Here is a 15,835-nt window from a genome sequence, read left to right as displayed (position 1 = left end):
AAGCGGACCTGGTGGTGCTGGACAGGTTCTGCGTGGTCGGGGTTCCGGGGGCTCAGTCGAAGCGGACGGCGAGCAGGACGACGTCCTCCGGGCTGTCGAGGGTGTCGAGCCCGTCCGGCAGCACGGTGCGCAGCACGTGGTCGGCGAGCAGGTCCGGGTCGTCGCGGGTGGCGCGGGGCGCGCTCTGGGCGGCGGCGTGCAGCCGGGCGAGCGCGCGGTCCATCGGTTCGCCGGTGCGGTGCAGCAGGCCGTCGGTGTAGAGCAGCAGCGTTTCTCCGGGCTCCGGCCGGACCTCGACGCTGGGCGCCTCCCAGCAGCTCAGCATGCCCAGCGGGGCCGACAGCGAGGTCTCGACGTACTCGATGCGGTGGTCGCCGATGATCAGCGGCGGGCAGTGTCCCGCGCCGGCCAGGACGAGCTTGTGCTGATCGGGCTCCGCGTACGCGAACAGGGCGGTCGCCGAACGGGCGGGCTCGGTGAGCCGCAGCAGCAGCTCCAGGTCGGACAGGACGGCGACCGGGTCCTCGCCCTCCATGACGGCGTAGGCGCGCAGCGACGCCCGCAGCCGGCCCATCGCGGCGACCGCGCTGGGACCGGAGCCGGTGACGCCGCCGACCGCGAGGCCGAGCGCGCCTTCGGGCAGCGGCAGCGCGTCGTACCAGTCGCCGCCGCCCCGCGGCCCGGTGTCGTGCCGTACGGCCATCCGTACGCCGGCGACCCGCGGCAGCCGGGCGGGCAGCAGCTCCTCGGCGAGGGTGGCGAGGGTGCCGCGGGCGCGGCTCAGTTCCAGCTGGCGGGCGATGTGTTCGGCGGCGTACCGGCCGTAGAGGCCGACGAGATGGCGCTGGCGTTCGACCGGCGCGGCCGGTTCGTCGTACAGCCAGACGGCCGCGCCGAGATGGCCGGTCCGCTCGGTGGTGAGCCGCAGCGCGTAGCTGGCGTCGAAGCCGAGGTGCGCGGCGACCTCGCGGTGGCGCGGGTCGAGGCCGGGCTCGTGGGGCAGATCGGGGTGGATGATCTCGTCGCGGCCGGCGGGACGGTCGCTCTGCGTGGCGCCGGACGCGCTCGCGGCGGGGGTCGCGGGCGGTGTCGTGGCGGTCGTCGTGGGCGCGGCGGGGTCCGCGGGCGCGGTCGCGTCCGGGTCGTCCCCGGTGCCGGCGGGGCCGCCGGGGATGCCCGTGCCGGTGGTGCTGTCGGCGCTCTCGTCGGTGCCGTCGAGCAGGATCCCGTAGGAGGCGGCGCCGTGCGGCACGGTCTCGATGGTGCCCAGGTCGGCGTGGCCGAGGCCGAGGCCGACGGTGGTGTCGGGACCCAGCCGGTCGGCGGGTTCCAGGACGAGCAGACCGCGGCGCGCGCCGACCAACGCGGCGCCGGCCCGCAGCACTTCCCGCAGCGCTTCGTCGAGGCCGGTGGTGCGCGCGAGGCGTTCGGTGAGCTCGTGCAGTGTGGTGAGATCGGAGATCCAGCAGGCCAGCCGGTCCTGGACGGCCGCGAGCCGATCCACGGGGCGGCATTCGGCCGCAGGGGCGGAAGTGTGTGGCGCGGCGGGAATGGGTGGCTTGGTTCCGGCCACTTTTGGCACCCGGGTGGTGCTCATGGCCGACGGCTTCCCGTGAGATCACGGTCTGCGCGACGAACCATGCTATTTGTCGGCGATTCAGGATTTTTGCCGACTCGCGTGCGGGGCTTGATGAAGCAGGTCAATTGCGTCAATAGCATCGCAAACCCCCATATCGTGCTGCGCCGCTACCAGTTTTCCACTTGTACACGCCTGATCGTGGGCATGTCCAGGATTGTGCTGGTAGAAGGAGTGGTGTCGTACTCCGAAAGCTTGGCCGAAAATGACCACACCCGAAGACAATTGACGGTCGACTGATGCCGTCCAACAGCGCGTCATATTCACGGTGGTGGGTAGGAACCCGGTGTCTGGCTCCAGCGTCCTACTAGTAGATGACGGCCGGCCTACCCCCGAGTGGCGGGGTGTTCCCACACCCAGCGGAACCGCACAGCGCGGCATACAGAGCAGACAGAACAGCAAGCGCCATGCGTGCGCCACCCCTCGCCACGTTCCACGCTCGGCTAGCAGCGTGATGCGCTGCCTTGTAAGCGGTGTGCTCGAGATTACGTTGTGTCATGGGCAGATCCTCTGAGCGTTAACGGAAAGGAACTTTGCGCTATGCGCGAGATCCTCGGAAGGCGACGCAAGCTCTCGCTCCGGTGGAGAGGCCAGTCCGCGCTGCTCAGCGCGGTTCTCACCTACACGGAACAGTGGAAATGGCCGGTGGTGCCCGGTGTCGGGCACGACCGCCGCGGTTCCTGGCGGGCGGCGGGAGCGCAGCCATGCGCCTGCCCGCGGCCGGACTGCCCCGTCCCCGGCGTGCACCCGCACGATCCCGGACTCATGGCGGCCACCCGCGACCCGCGCATGGTGCGCTGGTGGTGGACGGCCCGCCCCGACGCGCCCGTGGTGCTCGCGACGGGCGACCGCGTCTCGGCGGTCAGCCTGCCGGCCGTGGCCGGTGCGCGGGCCCTGGACACCCTCGACCGGCTGGGCGTCCGGCTCGGCCCGGTGGTGGCCACCCCGACGCGCTTCGTCCTGCTCGTCGCCCCTTACTCCCTGGAGGAGTTGGGCGAGTTGCTCGATTCCCACGAATGGGTGCCCAGCTCGCTGCGCTATCACGGGGAGGGCGGCTACGTGGCGCTGCCGCCGTCGAGCAGCAGTGCGGGACAACTGCGGTGGATCCGGCCGCCGGTGGTCGACGACGGCACCACGTCACCGTGGCTGCCGAGCGTGGCGCTCATCGTGGACACCCTCGTCCGCGCGGGCCGGACGGCACCGGACGGAACGCACCTCACGTACTGACGGAACGCGCCTCACGTACTGACCTGACGCACTTCCACGCGGTGAGGGGGCCGGGGAGAGGCGCGCGCCGGCCCGGTGTGCCGGGCTCTCGGCGCCGTCACTCGTTCGGGTAGCAGCAGGGGGCCGTTGCCCGGTATCCGGGGCAATGGCCCCCTTTTCGGCGTGATCGGCCCGATAGGTTCGGCGCACCGCACCAGCCGCAATCCTGGACAGGTGGAACCCGATGGAGCGCGCTCCGAATCTGCGCATGATCGCCCTCACCAGTGTGATCGCGCTGGCGGTGGTGCTGCCGCTGGCCGCCGCCACCGCGGGTCCCTCCGACTCGGCGGGTCCGCCGGCCCGCGCGGCGCGGAGCGACCAGCCGCGGTCCGTGCCGGCGGTGGCGGACGGTCCCGGTGCGGGGCCCGTCGACGGGCTGCTCCCGGGGCTGCGGCCGGCCCCCGGCGGTTCTTCGGCCGCGGGGTCCGCCCGGGGGTCGTCCGAGGGCTCCGGGGCGGGCTCGGGCGCCGGATCCGCCGCGCCGCGGCCGGTCGCGGCCTGCGGGCCCCAACTCGCCTCGCCCGAGGGCGTCCAGGCGCAGACCTGCACCATCGCGGTGGGCGGCGACACCTGGGCCCGTACGTACTACCGCAACGGGACCGGCGGCCCGCTCGGCGGAGTGCTGACCCTGATGCGCCCGGACGGCCGGACGGTGCGGGTGGAGTGCCCGGTCGGGGCGGGGAACGGTCCCGGTTCGTGCGAGACCCCGCGCGAACGGACGGTGAAAGCGGTTTCGCCGGCTGACGGCACGGCGCAGATCTACAGCGCTGTTGCGGAGTTCGCTTCGGCGGGAAGTGAGCGAATGCTGCTACGGGCCGGTAGCAATCGGTAGCAATAGCTGAACAGAAAATCAGCCAATGTAGATCAACTTCCGGACATCGCCTGGTGAGGGGGGATCCGGGCATGGCAAAACCCGGTCGCTGGCGACGGGGGATGCACCAGCGACCGGGCTGTTTAAACGGTAACAAGATTTCTTCCGTACGCAAATTCGCGAGATGCAACCGGAAGCCGTAATTGCCGGTGGGCAGGCGGAGTTGTGACCGGAGTCACTCGTTCCGCGGCGGCCCGCCGCAGTGCGGGCCGCCTCCGTTCCGCCCGGCTCAGCTGAGCGTGATCTGCCGGTTCATGAAGCCGCTGCGGGCACGGCGTTCGTCCCCGGTCAGCGGTGCGGTCGAACCGAGCGCCTCCAGGAGCCGCTCGCCGAACGCGGCGGCCGGCTTCTCGACCTCGTCCGCGCCCATGCCCACCGGCAGGTCCCACACCGGTACGACCAGCCCGTGCGCACGGAACGAGCCGACCAGACGGGTGTTGTCGCCCAGCGAGGACGCCCCGGCGGCGTGCAGCCGCGCCATGGCGTCGAGGAGCTGCTCCTCCGGGTGCGACATCACCCAGCGCAGGTGGTTCTTGTCCGGCGTCTCGCACCAGTACGCGGCGTCCACACCGGACAGCCGGACGGTCGGGATGGCCGCGGCGTTGGCGCGCTCCAGCGAGGCGGCGATGTCGCCGGAGGCGTCACCGGCGTTCTCCAGCCAGAACTCGAACGCGGTGTGCACCACCGGCTCGAACGGCGCGTCCAGGTCCAGCAGGTCCTGCATGCGCGGGCCGTCGCCGTCGGTGCGGGCGCCCTCGACAGGCGAGCCCGGCTCGGCGGTCAGCGCGCGCTGCAGGATGTCGGCGAGACCGCGGCTGAGGTCGCCGGAGGCCGTGTCGTTCTGCAGGCCCAGCAGGACCTTGCCGCTGTCGCGGCGCAGCCCCGGCCACGCCATCGGCAGCACGGTCGCCAGGGTCAGCGACGGCACGTCCGCGGGCAGCCCGCCCTTGAGGGTCAGCTCGACGGTGGCGGCCGGCACCAGCTCGCGGAGCGCCACCCAGTCGCATTCGCCGGGCAGCCCCTCGAAGGGCCGCAGGACCAGCTCGGTCACCGCGTGCGAGGCCTCGCGGCCGTGGCACGCCTTGTACCGGCGGCCGGAGTTGCAGGGGCACGGCTCCCGCGCGCCGACTACTGGGATCTCCCCGTCGACGATCTGCGGGGCATTCGTCTTCGTCGGGCGCTTCTTGGCCATGGCTCGATCTCTCCCGGTACGGCTACGTTTCGGCCGTGAGCCTAGCGCTCGCCGGGCCCCCAGCCGGAAACGCGCGGGGGAAACCTTCGACGGATCCGGGAAAGAGCGGCGAACGATCGCCGTCCGAAGGCCGTCCCACGGCCTCGTCCGGGGCCGGTTCCGACCCGGGACCGCTACGGAAGATCGTCGAACGGGTCCGCGAAATCGATCGGGATGTCCAGCCGCGGCGCCAGGTCGTCGCGCCGCGCGTGCCGGCTCCTGACCGGCAGCAGGGCCCATACGGTGACCTCGCCCGGCCCGTCCCGCACACCCCAGCGCAGCGACAGGTTGCTGACGATGCCCAGCCCGCGGCCGCCGCGTGCGGTGAGCGACGGGCTGGCCGGCAGCGGGCGGGTCGGGCCGCCGCCGTCGGTCACTTCCACGCTGAGCAGGCCGTCGTCCCCGATCCGCCACGCGGCGCGGATGCCGCAGGGGTCGGCCGCGTCGTCCACCTCGCCGGGTTCTTCGTCCGGACCGTCGCAGAGGGGCCGCGCGTGCCGGTAGGAGTTGCTCAGCAACTCCGACAGGATCAGCACCGCGTCGTCCACCACCGGCTCCGGCACCTCGTGCGCGCACAGCTCACTTCGGAGCCTGCGCCGTGCCTCCGCCACGCCCATCGGACCATGCGACAGGGCCATGGTCGAGGACGTCGGCACCTCTTGGGCCACCACCAACGCCACCCCCGAGACCTCCTTCACCCCACGCCACGGGATGAATGCCCCCTTGGACTGGACCGGAAACAAGCCAACTGCGATCTATTGGGGCACTCACATCGGTCGAACACGGTCCGAACGCGCCGGTGCACTCCCCGTAATACCGTTATTTACCGCCCCAATTGGGACAGCACCTGCTTCGGCCGATTGGTGATGATCGCATCGACCCCGAGCCGCACGCACAGGTCGACGTCGGCCGGGTCGTTCACCGTCCACACATGGACCCGGTGCCCCGCCCGGTGCAGCCGTGCGACGTACCCCGGATTCGCCCGCAGGATCCGCATGCTCGGACCGGCGATGCGCACCCCGGCGGGCAGCCGGCCGTCGCGGTGCCGCGGCGAGACGTACTGCATCAGATAGACGGTCGGCAGCTCCGGCGCCGCCGTGTGCACGCGGCGCAGCGAACGGGACGAGAAGCTCATGACGCGCACCGCGGAGCGCTCCCCCGGCGGCGGCGCGTCGAGGCCGAAGCGGCGCAGCAGTTCCAGCAGCCGTTCCTCGACCTGGCCGGCCCAGCGGGTGGGGTGCTTGGTCTCGATCGCCAGCTCGACCCGCCGCTCGGTGTCCGCCACCAGTTCCAGCAGCCGCTCCAGGGTGAGCACGCTGCTGCGCTCGTCATCGGTGGTGTCCGGGGCCTCGCCGTCGGTGTGCTGCCCCTTCCATGAACCGAAGTCCAGCGTGGCGAGGTCGGCCAGTTCCATCGACGAGACGGCGCCGCGGCCGTTGGACGTCCGGTTCACCCGCCAGTCGTGCACACAGACCAGTTCGCCGTCGGCCGTCAGCCGGACGTCGCATTCCAGGGCGTCGGCACCGTCCTCGATGGCCCTGCGGTAGGCCGCGAGCGTATGTTCGGGTACGTCCTCGGACGCCCCCCGGTGGGCGACGACCTGGATCGGGTTCCCGTCCGGGAACGCATCCCGGACCGCATGCGCAGAAGTCACCGGGCTATGGTGCCATCGCTGCGCGTCGCGGTGGAAAGCCGACCGCGCGCGCCTGGGCACCGCCACACCCCCGGCTCCATACGCGGGCCATACACAGCTACCGCTTACGGCGGTCCGACACCCAGTGGGAAATGCTGTGACCAGTCCGACACCCGCGCTCTGACCATAGGAGAACCGCTGTGAGCACCGAGAACGAGGCCGGCCAGGTCCCGGCTGCGCCCGAGTCCGGCGCGGAGTCGGTCGCGCCGGAGCGCGGCGAGCTCTCGAAGGCGGCCCTCCCGGCCGAACCCGCCGCTCCCGCCGCCCCGCCCGTGCCCCCGGCCGAGCCGCCGACCGCCGTCCTGCCGGTGGTGCCGCCGGCCCCGGACGGGATCCCCGCGCCCGCCGCGCCGGTGGCCGACGCCCTGCCCGCACCGGCCCCGGCCTCCGTGTCGCACGGCGACCCCACGCCGCCCGCGGCGTACAGCGAGCCCGAAACGCCGTACCGCGAGCCCGCCCCGTCCTACGGGGAGCCCGCCGCGCCCGCGTCGTACCGCGAGGTCGCCGCGTCCTACAGCGAGGCCGCCGCGGACCCGTACGCCACGCCCGCCGCGGACCCGTACGCCACGCCGGCCGCCGTGCCGGCCGCGGCGCCCGGCCAGCCGCAGCCCGACCCGTCGCAGGCCCACGCCCAGCAGCCGTACCCGGGCGCCCCGCAGACGGCGCAGTTCCCGCAGTACGCCGGTGCGGTCCCGCAGCCCGGCCAGCCGGGTGGCCCCGGCGGCCCGGTGTGGGGCGCTCACGTGCCCGTACCGCCGCCCGCCGAGCGCAAGCCGCGCGGCCTGGGTTCGATGGTCGCCGCCGTGCTGGTGGCCGCGCTGGTCGCCGGTGGTGTCGGCGGTGGCGTCGGCTACTGGGCCGCGCGGCACGAGGACGACTCCAACTCCACCACCGTCAGTTCGTCCTCGGACCAGAAGGTCCTGGACCGTGCGCCGAACTCCGTGGCCGGCATCGCCGCGAAGGCGCTGCCGAGCGTCGTGACGATCGAGGCGTCGGGCGGCAGCGAGAGCGGCACCGGCACCGGCTTCGTCTTCGACAAGCAGGGCCACATCCTCACCAACAACCACGTGGTGGCCCCGGCCGCCGACGGCGGCAAGCTGACCGCGACGTTCTCCAACGGCAAGAAGTACGACGCCGAGGTCGTGGGCCGCGCCCAGGGCTACGACGTCGCCGTCATCAAGCTGAAGAACGCCGGTGACGCCAAGCTCGACCCGATCCCGCTCGGCGACTCCGACAGCACCAAGGTCGGCGACGCCACCATCGCCATCGGTGCCCCCTTCGGCCTCTCCGGCACCGTCACCACCGGCATCGTCAGCGCCATGCACCGTCCGGTCGCCTCCAGCGACGGCCAGGGCGCCAGCGCCTCGTACATGAGCGCCATCCAGACCGACGCCTCGATCAACCCCGGCAACTCCGGCGGCCCGCTCCTGAACGCCAACGGCGCGGTGATAGGCATCAACTCGGCCATCCAGTCCGCCGGCGGCGGTGGCGGTGACGGCCAGACGCAGGCCGGCAGCGTCGGCCTCGGCTTCGCCATCCCGATCAACCAGGCCAAGCGCGTCGCCACCAACCTCATCGCGACCGGCCAGCCGGTCTACCCGGTGATCGGCGTCTCCCTCGACACCCAGTACCGCGGCGAGGGCGCCAAGGTCACCGAGAACGGCAACAGCGGCAACCCGGCCGTCGTCCCCGGCGGCCCCGGCGACAAGGCGGGCCTGAAGCCCGGCGACATCATCACCAAGTTCGACGACACCGTCATCGACAGCGGCCAGACCCTGATCGGCGCCATCTGGCAGCGCCAGCCCGGCGACAAGGTCACCATCACCTACACCCGCGGTGGCAAGACCTCCACCGCCACCCTCACCCTCGGCAAGCGCGACGGCGACGAGAAGAACTGACCCTGGCGGTCAGGAACGACAGGAGGTGAGGTGCCGGTTCGCCCGGCACCTCACCTCCTGTCGTTTCCCGTTCATCGCCCTGCGGCTCGACGGTTCCGGTCAGGCGAGGCCCGCCGCGATGGCGCGGCGCACGGCGTCGGCCCGGTCGCGGATGCCCGCCTTGGCGAACAGGTTGTTGATGTGGGTCTTGACCGTGGCCTCGCTGATGAACAGCTTCTCGGCGATGGCCCGGTTCGGCAGGCCCTGCCCGATGAGGGTGAGCACTTCGCGCTCGCGGCGGGTGATGTCCTCCGGCAGCGGCAGCGGCTGATCCGCCGCCGCAGGCTTGGTGCGGACGGAGGCGAGGAGCCGGTTCTGGACCTCGCGGTCGAGCACGGACTGGCCGGCGGCCGCCGCCCGGATGGCCCGGACGATGTCCTGCCGACCGGCGTTCTTGGTCAGATAGCCGCGGGCTCCGGCGCTCAGCGCGGCCAGGATCGAGTCGTCGTCGGCGAAGGTGGTCAGCACGACGACGGCCACCTCGGGGTGTTCCTCGGTCAGCCGGCGGGTCGTCTCGATGCCGTCCATGCGCGGCATGCGCAGATCCATCAGCACCACGTCGACCGGCCCGGCGGCGACCGCGGTCAGCACCTCGGTGCCGTCCGCCGCCGCCGCGACGACGTCGATGTCCTCGGCCAGCGCGAGGACCGCGGCCAGCGGCTCCCGGATGGCGGCCTGGTCGTCCGCGACGATCACCCTCAACGGCTGCTGCTTCTCGGTCCGTTCACTCATACGGGATCACTGCCTCCACCTGCCAGCCGCCCTGGTCCGGTCCCTCGGTGACCGGCCCCGCGGTGATGGTGCCACCCAACAGGGCGACGCGTTCGCGCATTCCGATCAGTCCCATGCCGCTGCCGGCGCTCACGGGCGCCGTACGGGTGGCGGGCCGGTTGCGGATCCGCAGCGCCGTCGACGAGGCGGCGAACACCAGCTCCACCGCGACGTCCCCGCCGGGCGCGTGCCGGGCCGCGTTGGTCAGCGACTCCTGGGCGATCCGCAGCAGGTTCTGGCCCACCTGGGCCGGCACCTCCCGCTCGGTCCCGACGACGGTGAGGACGTCGTGGTGGCCGGACGATGCGAGCATCGCGGTCAGGCTCTCCAGCAGCGGCAACGCGTCCTCACGCAGGGCGTGCACGGTCCACTGCGCCTGTTTCAGGCTCTCCTTGACGAGGCTGTGCGCCTTGTCGTTGGCCTCCCGGACCTTCTCCAGGTCACCGGTGTCGAGCAGCGCGTCGGCCAGCTCCAGCTGCATGTTGATCCCGGCCAGCGAGTGCGCCAGGACGTCGTGCACATCGCGGGCGATGCGGCTGCGCTCGGTCAGCACGGCGGTCCTGGCCTCGGCCCGGGCGGCACGCTCGGCGGACTCCGCCGCCGCGAGCACCGCCTGCATCGCCCGCTGCCGGCCGCGGCGGACGATACCGGGCAGGACCGGGATGCCGGTGGCCAGGCCGACGGTCCAGGGCAGGACCTGGTAGCCGGGACCGAGGCGGAAGTAGAGGGCACCGGCGCACAACAGGCTGCACAGCAGCGCGAGAACGAGGGCCGGCCGGGCCTCGAGGCGGTAGCCGATGTGGCCGGCGAGGAAGAAGGCGAAGAGATAACCCGATCCGGTGCTGCTGACGCCGATCAGCGCGGCGGCCGCGACGATGCCGGACGTCAGCCAGTACAGGGCGAAGCGCGGCGGCACATCGGTCTCGGGCAGCGTCCGGGCCAGCAGCACCGCGCAGTTGATCACGAAGAGGACGGCGACCGCCAGGCCGCGGCCGCTGAAACCCATGGGCCGGATCGTCACGACTCCGGCGGCGATGACCCCGATGGCCACCAGCCAGAGCCCCCAGGGGTCCCGCTCGGGGAACGGCCGGCGGGCCGGCGCCTGGTGGGGCGCCGACCCGGGGGCGGGGGCGTTGTCGGGTATGGGCACGGCGTGACGATAGCCCACGGTCAGGCGGCACGTTCGAGGGTGGACCGGCCGCGGTCCATGGTCCGGGCCGGCTGCAGGTGGGCCGTGATCCGGCTCCGTACGAAGATCGTGGCGAGGCGGGTGACCACCTCGGTGAGTGCCATCAGGACGAACGCCGCGACCCAGGCCTGGTCGCTGGTGATGTGGTGGGTGATGCTGAACCGGGCCACGTCGTCGGATCCGCCGTGACTGACCCACAGCTGGAAGCCCATCCGGGCGCCCATGCCGAGCACCCACAGGGCCGCCGAGACCAGACCGGCCTTGATCAGGAGGTGCCCGCCCACGGAGCGGATCCGGGTGTAGACCCCGCCGGCGATGCCGAGGACGGCGCCCGCGCCCATGAGGGCGCCGATCAGCACCAGGTCGTTGCCCGCGGTGGGGATCGTGTCGAGGTACGTGTAGGCCACGAAGCTCACGATGCCCAGCGGAATCAGGAAGGACCGCAGGTCCAGGCGACCTTCCCGCAGTTGCCGGAAGACGACCAGGACGAGGGCGATGTCGGTGATCCACTCGGTTGTTGTCATGCCCCAAGCCTGCTGCCGCACGGCTTTTCACACCTGGACCCCTGGGTGGAACCACGGGTGGAGTTCCACCCGCCCGGCCCGCCGGCGGGCCGGGCGGCCGCCCTTTCCGGGAGCGAGCGGCCCAGGTGTGAGCCACCGGCCCTCCCGGAGCGCGCCAGACGCTAGGCTGTAGCCGCTCCACCGCAGGTGGGCGGGGCGCGGGAGGATTGCCCGAGCGGCCTAAGGGAACGGTCTTGAAAACCGTCGTGGCAGCGATGTCACCGTGAGTTCGAATCTCACATCCTCCGCAGCACGAAAGGGCGTCCGCAGGTGCGGGCGTCCTTTCGTCGTCCTTCGCTCAGCGACTCTCAGAGCCGGTGGACCTGGTAGGAGCGGTGGCGGCCCGGGACGCGGGAGAGGACGCCCCTGCTCTCCATGATCTGCAGATGGTGGGCGACCGTCGCGGGGCTGCGCAGGCCGACGGCCGCGCCGATCTCCCGGACGGTCGGCGGGTAGCCGTAGAGGTCCGTCCACTCGACGATGACCTTCGCGATCTGCTCCTGGCGATCGGTCAGGTACCGGGGCCCGTCCGCGCTCATGGCCGCGCCCTCTCGTTCGTCACGCTACGCGTGGGGTCCGGTGCCGTGGGCCGGGTGGTCATCTCTCGGCGGACTCCGTGGAGCGGCGAGCCGGCGCAGGGCCGTGCGCGCCGCGGGCGGGAGCCCGAACGCGTCACAGCTCGGCAATTCAAGCACGTGTTCGAATTATGGCGCAGCCTGGCGGGCGGCGGAGGCGACGGTGGCGGCGGCTTCCTGGCGGGGGAGGCCGGTCCTGGTGGCGGCGTCGATGAGGGCGGGGGCGAGGCTGTCGCCGTGGCCGGATTCGTAGGCGCGGCAGGCGGCCCAGTAGAGGCGCGTGTTGCGCTGGCCGCGGGGCGAGTCACGGACGAACTGGACGAGGGCCAGCGCGTGGCGGGGGCGGTGCGGCGGGGTAAGGGCGGCGGGGGCGGGGTGAGGAGGCGGAGCAGCCGGGCGGGGGCCGGGGCCGCCGGGAGGCCGGGGGAGCGCGGCGCCAGCAGATAGCGGCCGGCGTTGGTGATGGAGCCGGGGCCGACGAGGTAGCCGCCGTGGCCCCGGACGTCGATGCCGGGTCCCGGGGCGGTGCCGGGCCTGCCGACGGAGTTGGGGACGGTGATGCCGGCGGGGCCGGTCAACCACAGGTGGCGGCCGCCGCTGGGGGTGAGGACTGTGACGGTGTCCGGGACGGCGAAGCCGTGCTCGTGCGCCAGGGCGGCGAGGGCCGCGATGCCGTCCAGGCCGTGCTTGACGTCCAGGTCGAGGCCGATGAGGTGGTGCGGGGCGCGGCCGCAGGCGATGCCGTAGCCGGTGGCCCAGGGGGCGGCGGCGAACAGTGCGCGGACGGCGGCGGGTTCGGTCGTGGCGTCGTGCACCCCGTGGCCGATCCGGCCGCATTCGCCCAGGCAGCGAACGGGCGGCGAAGCGGGCGGGGAGGCAGGCGGGGAGACGGGTGAGGAGCCGGGTGAGGAGCCGGGTGGGGATGCGCCGCGGTGTGGGGAGCGCACGGCGGGGAGCTTGGTGCGGGACAGCGGGATGACCGCCAGGTGCCGCGAGGCGGCGGCCAGGGCGTTGGCGAGCGCGGCGGCGTACAGGACGGAAGGGGCCATGCCTCCAGTTTCGTACTCACGTTCGAAAAAGGGGAGAGGGTGCAGGTGGGAGATTGCCCGGCGCGGGCGGACGGCGCGAAGGTTGGCCGAAAATCTGCCTGAACGTTTCCGCTCTTGTGGGGTGGCGATCCGGGCGGAGAAAAGACGATGAAGGGTATTTCGATGGCACTTTGAATGTTTGTCGACAGATCGTCACGCTTGCGAGCTAAATAGCCCGTCCGGTCTGGTTCGCCGGGGATTGCGTGGGCAACTCTGATTCCGGCGACGTCGTACCAGTCGGCGGAGCGGTCGGCCAACCGTCCCGCACACCCCCGTTTTCGGTTCCCTGGAGGAACAACATGGCAAGCATCCGTACCTTCCGCGTCCTCGCCGCGGTGGCGGCACTTCCCCTCGCCGCGGTGCTCTTCGCGGGCTCGGCAGCTGCTGACGACGGCGCCTTCGCCGGCGACCACTCGAACGCGACCATCGTGAGCAACTCCGGTGGGAACGTGGGTGGTTCGAACCACGGCAATGTGACCACCACCCAGCAGGGCGCGAGCGGATCGGGCGCTTCGAACCAGAACAACACCGCGAGCGTGAACGGTTCCGGGTTCACCGCGATCGAGCAGAGCAACGTGAACGTGCACTTCACCCCGCTGTGGTGGTGACGAGCCCGTACGACCGGGATCAGTGACACGACCGCGCGGCGGCACGCTCAGTGCCGTCGCGCGGTCGCGTTCTGCCGGGAGGATGGCTCGGTGGTCACGACTCCGGCCGGGTTCGGCGGTCCCGGCCGGCGGTCGCGAACTTTCATCCACAGCCTGTGGACAACTTCTCGTGTCTTGACAGGGGTGGGGCGGGGCGGAGAATCTGACGGTCAGTCAGAAAATCTCACGAACCCGTGGAGGCCGTCGCCGTGCACCTCGCCCCCACCCCGCGCCAGCACCGGCTACGGGCCGAGCTGCGCGAGTACTTCGGCCGCCTGATACCCGAGGAGACCCGTGAGGCCCTCCGGGCCGAGCCGCCGGGCGGACCGCTCGCCCGCGGTCTCCTCCGCCGGATCGCCGCCGACGGGCTGCTGGGCCTCGGCTGGCCCACCGAGTACGGCGGACAGGGCCGCGGCCCCGACGAGCAGTTCGTGTTCTTCGACGAGTCCTACCGGGCCGGCGCCCCTGTGTCGATGGTCACGCTCAACACCGTCGGCCCGACCCTGATGAAGTTCGGGACGCCCGCGCAGAAGGAGTACTTCCTCCCGCGGATCCTCTCCGGCGACTGCGTCTTCGCGATCGGTTACACCGAGCCGGACGCCGGCACCGACCTCGCCTCCCTCCGCACCCGCGCCGTCAGAACCGGACCGGAGGAGCCTGAGGGCGCGGCCGAGAGCGGGGCCGAGGGCGGGGCCGAGGGAGAGGGCGGGAGCAGCGGCGACGGTGACTGGCTGATCGACGGCAGCAAGACCTTCACCAGCAACGCCCAGGGCGCCGACTGGATCTGGCTCGCCTGCCGCACCGACCCCGAGGCGCCCAAGCACAAGGGCATCTCGATCATCCTCGTCCCGACCGACGCCCCCGGCTTCTCCTGGACCCCGATCCACACCGTCGGCGGCCAGACCACCAGCGCCACGTACTACGACGCGATCCGCGTCCCGTACGGCAACCTCGTCGGCGAGGAGAACGCCGGCTGGTCGCTGATCACCAACCAGCTCAACCACGAGCGGGTCGCGCTGGCCGCCATCGGCATGCAGGCCGAGGACTTCTACGACGCGGCCCTCGCGAGCGCCCGCACACCCGACGAGGACGGCACCCGCCGGATCGACACCCCCTGGGTCGCGTCCCGGCTGGCCGAGGCCCACGCCCGGCTCTCCGCGACCCGGCTGCTCAACTGGCGCCTGGTCCAGGACGTCGGCGCCGGCACCCTCACCCCGGGCGACGCGTCGGGCGTGAAGTTCGCCGGCACCGAGAGCGCGATCGAGGTCTACCGCGCGCTCCAGGAAGCCGTCGGCGAGACCGCGCTCGTCAGGGGCGGCGAGAACGGCGAACTGGAACGGATGAACCGGGCCGCGCAGATCAACACTTTCGGCGGCGGCGTCAGCGAGGTCCAGCGGGAGATCGTCGCGACGATGCGGCTCGGGATGAAGAGGAGCAAGCGGTGACGGACGAGGCAGTGGCCGGCGATCTGTACGAGCGGCTCAAGGTCTACGTGGGGCGGACCGCCGCGGCCGGCGGCGAGGGCAAGGACCCGGTCAACGAGCCGATGATCCGCCACTGGTGCGAGGCGATGGGCCACCCCGTCCCGGCCGACGGCTCCGCCCCCGCCACCATGCTCCAGGTGTGGACCATGGGCGGGCTCTCCGGCCACACCGCCGGCACCGCCCGCTCCAGCGCCTACGACGACGTCTTCGAGCTCCTCGACGGGGCCGGCTGCACCTCGGTCGTCGCGACCGACTGCGAGCAGGAGTACCTCCGGCCGCTGCGTCCCGGCGACCGGATCACGTTCGACGCCGTCATCGAGTCCATCTCGCCGCGCAAGACCACGAAGCTGGGCACCGGCCACTTCGTCACGACGCGGATGGACGTCCAGGCGAACGGCGAACCGTCCGGCACCCACCGCTTCCGCATCCTCAAGTACGCGCCCGCGAAGCCCGCGAAAGGCCGGGCGGCAACCGCCGCGAAGACCCCGCGGCGCCCCCGCCCGGTGATCAACCGCGACAACGCCGCCTACTGGGAGGGCCTGGAGCGGCATGAGCTGCTCATCCAGCGCTGCTCCGGCTGCGGCACGCTGCGGCTGCCGTGGCTGCCGGGCTGCAACGCGTGCGGCTCACCGGACTGGGACACCGTCCGGGCCGCTGGAGAGGGCACCGTCTTCAGCTATGTCGTCATGCACCATCCGCCGTTCCCCGCCTTCGACCCGCCGTACGCCGTCGCCCTCGTCGAGCTGGCGGAGGGCGTGCGGATCCTCGGCAACGTCACGGGAGTTCCGTACGACAAGGTGCGCGCGGGCCTGCCCGTGACGCTCGAATTCCTGACGGTCGACGGCGAGTTCACGCTGCCCGTCTTCCGGTCGGTGGAGGACTGA

The 15,835-nt window shown here is 72.2% G+C and carries 15 protein-coding genes, 1 tRNA gene and 1 pseudogene; 8 read left to right on the top strand and 9 right to left on the bottom strand.

Features of this window, described 5'->3' with window-relative positions; all coding sequences use genetic code 11:
- Window positions 1-52 precede the first annotated feature (52 nt).
- Window positions 53-1,597, bottom strand: a complete 1,545-nt coding sequence (locus LNW72_RS20250; protein ID WP_250976699.1) for a PP2C family protein-serine/threonine phosphatase — start codon at window positions 1,595-1,597, stop codon at window positions 53-55.
- A 42-nt stretch (window positions 1,598-1,639) separates the two neighbouring features.
- Between LNW72_RS20250 and LNW72_RS20245 the strand changes: the two genes are divergently transcribed.
- From LNW72_RS20245 to LNW72_RS20235, 3 genes are all read left to right on the top strand, one after another.
- On the top strand, window positions 1,640-1,876 hold the full coding sequence (locus tag LNW72_RS20245) for a hypothetical protein (protein ID WP_250976698.1): 237 nt from the start codon (window positions 1,640-1,642) through the stop codon (window positions 1,874-1,876).
- A 300-nt stretch (window positions 1,877-2,176) separates the two neighbouring features.
- Window positions 2,177-2,863, top strand: a complete 687-nt coding sequence (locus tag LNW72_RS20240; protein WP_250976697.1) for a bifunctional DNA primase/polymerase — start codon at window positions 2,177-2,179, stop codon at window positions 2,861-2,863.
- 223 nt (window positions 2,864-3,086) lie between these two features.
- The gene (locus LNW72_RS20235) at window positions 3,087-3,734 is read left to right on the top strand and encodes a hypothetical protein (RefSeq protein ID WP_250976696.1); all 648 of its coding nucleotides are present in this window, start codon (window positions 3,087-3,089) and stop codon (window positions 3,732-3,734) included.
- Window positions 3,735-4,002: 268 nt separating this feature from the next.
- On the opposite strand, the gene LNW72_RS20230 is transcribed toward LNW72_RS20235, so the two are convergent.
- The 3 genes from LNW72_RS20230 to LNW72_RS20220 form a co-directional block, all read right to left on the bottom strand.
- Window positions 4,003-4,965: a DUF5926 family protein gene (locus tag LNW72_RS20230; RefSeq protein ID WP_250976695.1), complete on the bottom strand. Its 963-nt coding sequence runs from the start codon at window positions 4,963-4,965 to the stop codon at window positions 4,003-4,005.
- 173 nt (window positions 4,966-5,138) lie between these two features.
- Window positions 5,139-5,684 (bottom strand): ATP-binding protein, encoded by a 546-nt coding sequence (locus tag LNW72_RS20225; protein ID WP_250976694.1) that lies wholly within the window; start codon window positions 5,682-5,684, stop codon window positions 5,139-5,141.
- Window positions 5,685-5,827: 143 nt separating this feature from the next.
- Window positions 5,828-6,658 carry a glycerophosphodiester phosphodiesterase gene (locus LNW72_RS20220; RefSeq protein ID WP_250976693.1) on the bottom strand — a complete coding sequence of 277 codons (831 nt, stop codon included), beginning with the start codon at window positions 6,656-6,658 and terminating at the stop codon, window positions 5,828-5,830.
- 179 nt (window positions 6,659-6,837) lie between these two features.
- Between LNW72_RS20220 and LNW72_RS20215 the strand changes: the two genes are divergently transcribed.
- Complete coding sequence (locus LNW72_RS20215) at window positions 6,838-8,595, top strand: trypsin-like peptidase domain-containing protein (protein WP_250976692.1); 1,758 nt, start codon at window positions 6,838-6,840, stop codon at window positions 8,593-8,595.
- 99 nt (window positions 8,596-8,694) lie between these two features.
- Here the strand turns inward: LNW72_RS20215 and LNW72_RS20210 are convergent, their stop codons facing one another.
- The 3 genes from LNW72_RS20210 to LNW72_RS20200 all read right to left on the bottom strand — a co-directional run bounded on the left by LNW72_RS20210 (window position 8,695) and on the right by LNW72_RS20200 (window position 11,118).
- A complete protein-coding gene (locus tag LNW72_RS20210; protein WP_250976691.1) occupies window positions 8,695-9,366 on the bottom strand; it encodes a response regulator transcription factor in 672 nt (223 codons plus the stop codon).
- On the bottom strand, window positions 9,359-10,411 hold the full coding sequence (locus tag LNW72_RS20205; protein WP_250980234.1) for a histidine kinase: 1,053 nt from the start codon (window positions 10,409-10,411) through the stop codon (window positions 9,359-9,361). Before LNW72_RS20205 ends, LNW72_RS20210 begins: the two co-directional genes overlap by 8 nt.
- A 164-nt stretch (window positions 10,412-10,575) precedes the next feature.
- Complete coding sequence (locus tag LNW72_RS20200) at window positions 10,576-11,118, bottom strand: hypothetical protein (RefSeq protein ID WP_250976690.1); 543 nt, start codon at window positions 11,116-11,118, stop codon at window positions 10,576-10,578.
- Between the two features lie 200 nt (window positions 11,119-11,318).
- Here LNW72_RS20200 and LNW72_RS20195 point away from each other — a divergent pair.
- Window positions 11,319-11,405: transfer RNA gene (locus tag LNW72_RS20195), tRNA-Ser, on the top strand.
- Window positions 11,406-11,465: 60 nt separating this feature from the next.
- Here LNW72_RS20195 and LNW72_RS20190 read toward each other — a convergent pair.
- Together LNW72_RS20190 and LNW72_RS20185 are read right to left on the bottom strand one after the other, a co-directional pair.
- Window positions 11,466-11,696: a hypothetical protein gene (locus tag LNW72_RS20190; protein WP_250976689.1), complete on the bottom strand. Its 231-nt coding sequence runs from the start codon at window positions 11,694-11,696 to the stop codon at window positions 11,466-11,468.
- Window positions 11,697-11,861: 165 nt separating this feature from the next.
- Window positions 11,862-12,781 (bottom strand): annotated as a pseudogene (locus LNW72_RS20185) (bifunctional DNA primase/polymerase).
- 338 nt (window positions 12,782-13,119) lie between these two features.
- Between LNW72_RS20185 and LNW72_RS20180 the strand changes: the two are divergent.
- From LNW72_RS20180 to LNW72_RS20170, 3 genes are all read left to right on the top strand, one after another.
- Window positions 13,120-13,428 carry a hypothetical protein gene (locus LNW72_RS20180; protein WP_250976688.1) on the top strand — a complete coding sequence of 103 codons (309 nt, stop codon included), beginning with the start codon at window positions 13,120-13,122 and terminating at the stop codon, window positions 13,426-13,428.
- A gap of 248 nt (window positions 13,429-13,676) precedes the next feature.
- A complete protein-coding gene (locus LNW72_RS20175; protein WP_250980233.1) occupies window positions 13,677-14,912 on the top strand; it encodes an acyl-CoA dehydrogenase family protein in 1,236 nt (411 codons plus the stop codon).
- Window positions 14,909-15,835 carry an OB-fold domain-containing protein gene (locus tag LNW72_RS20170; protein ID WP_250976687.1) on the top strand — a complete coding sequence of 309 codons (927 nt, stop codon included), beginning with the start codon at window positions 14,909-14,911 and terminating at the stop codon, window positions 15,833-15,835. The genes LNW72_RS20175 and LNW72_RS20170 overlap by 4 nt, the downstream gene beginning before the upstream one ends.

Origin of the sequence: Streptomyces sp. RKAG293 (assembly GCF_023701745.1) — a bacterium.
GTDB lineage: Bacteria > Actinomycetota > Actinomycetes > Streptomycetales > Streptomycetaceae > Actinacidiphila.
This window is presented reverse-complemented; position numbering and strand designations above follow the sequence as displayed.

Coding starts and splice junctions, on each gene's coding strand:
- LNW72_RS20205 (WP_250980234.1), bottom strand. CDS start 10,411: ATGGGTTTCAGCGGCCGCGGCCTGGCGGTCGCCGTCCTCTTCGTGATC.
- LNW72_RS20250 (WP_250976699.1), bottom strand. CDS start 1,597: ATGAGCACCACCCGGGTGCCAAAAGTGGCCGGAACCAAGCCACCCATT.
- LNW72_RS20180 (WP_250976688.1), top strand. CDS start 13,120: ATGGCAAGCATCCGTACCTTCCGCGTCCTCGCCGCGGTGGCGGCACTT.
- LNW72_RS20240 (WP_250976697.1), top strand. CDS start 2,177: ATGCGCGAGATCCTCGGAAGGCGACGCAAGCTCTCGCTCCGGTGGAGA.
- LNW72_RS20190 (WP_250976689.1), bottom strand. CDS start 11,696: ATGAGCGCGGACGGGCCCCGGTACCTGACCGATCGCCAGGAGCAGATC.
- LNW72_RS20230 (WP_250976695.1), bottom strand. CDS start 4,965: ATGGCCAAGAAGCGCCCGACGAAGACGAATGCCCCGCAGATCGTCGAC.
- LNW72_RS20235 (WP_250976696.1), top strand. CDS start 3,087: ATGGAGCGCGCTCCGAATCTGCGCATGATCGCCCTCACCAGTGTGATC.
- LNW72_RS20210 (WP_250976691.1), bottom strand. CDS start 9,366: ATGAGTGAACGGACCGAGAAGCAGCAGCCGTTGAGGGTGATCGTCGCG.
- LNW72_RS20245 (WP_250976698.1), top strand. CDS start 1,640: ATGCTATTTGTCGGCGATTCAGGATTTTTGCCGACTCGCGTGCGGGGC.
- LNW72_RS20200 (WP_250976690.1), bottom strand. CDS start 11,118: ATGACAACAACCGAGTGGATCACCGACATCGCCCTCGTCCTGGTCGTC.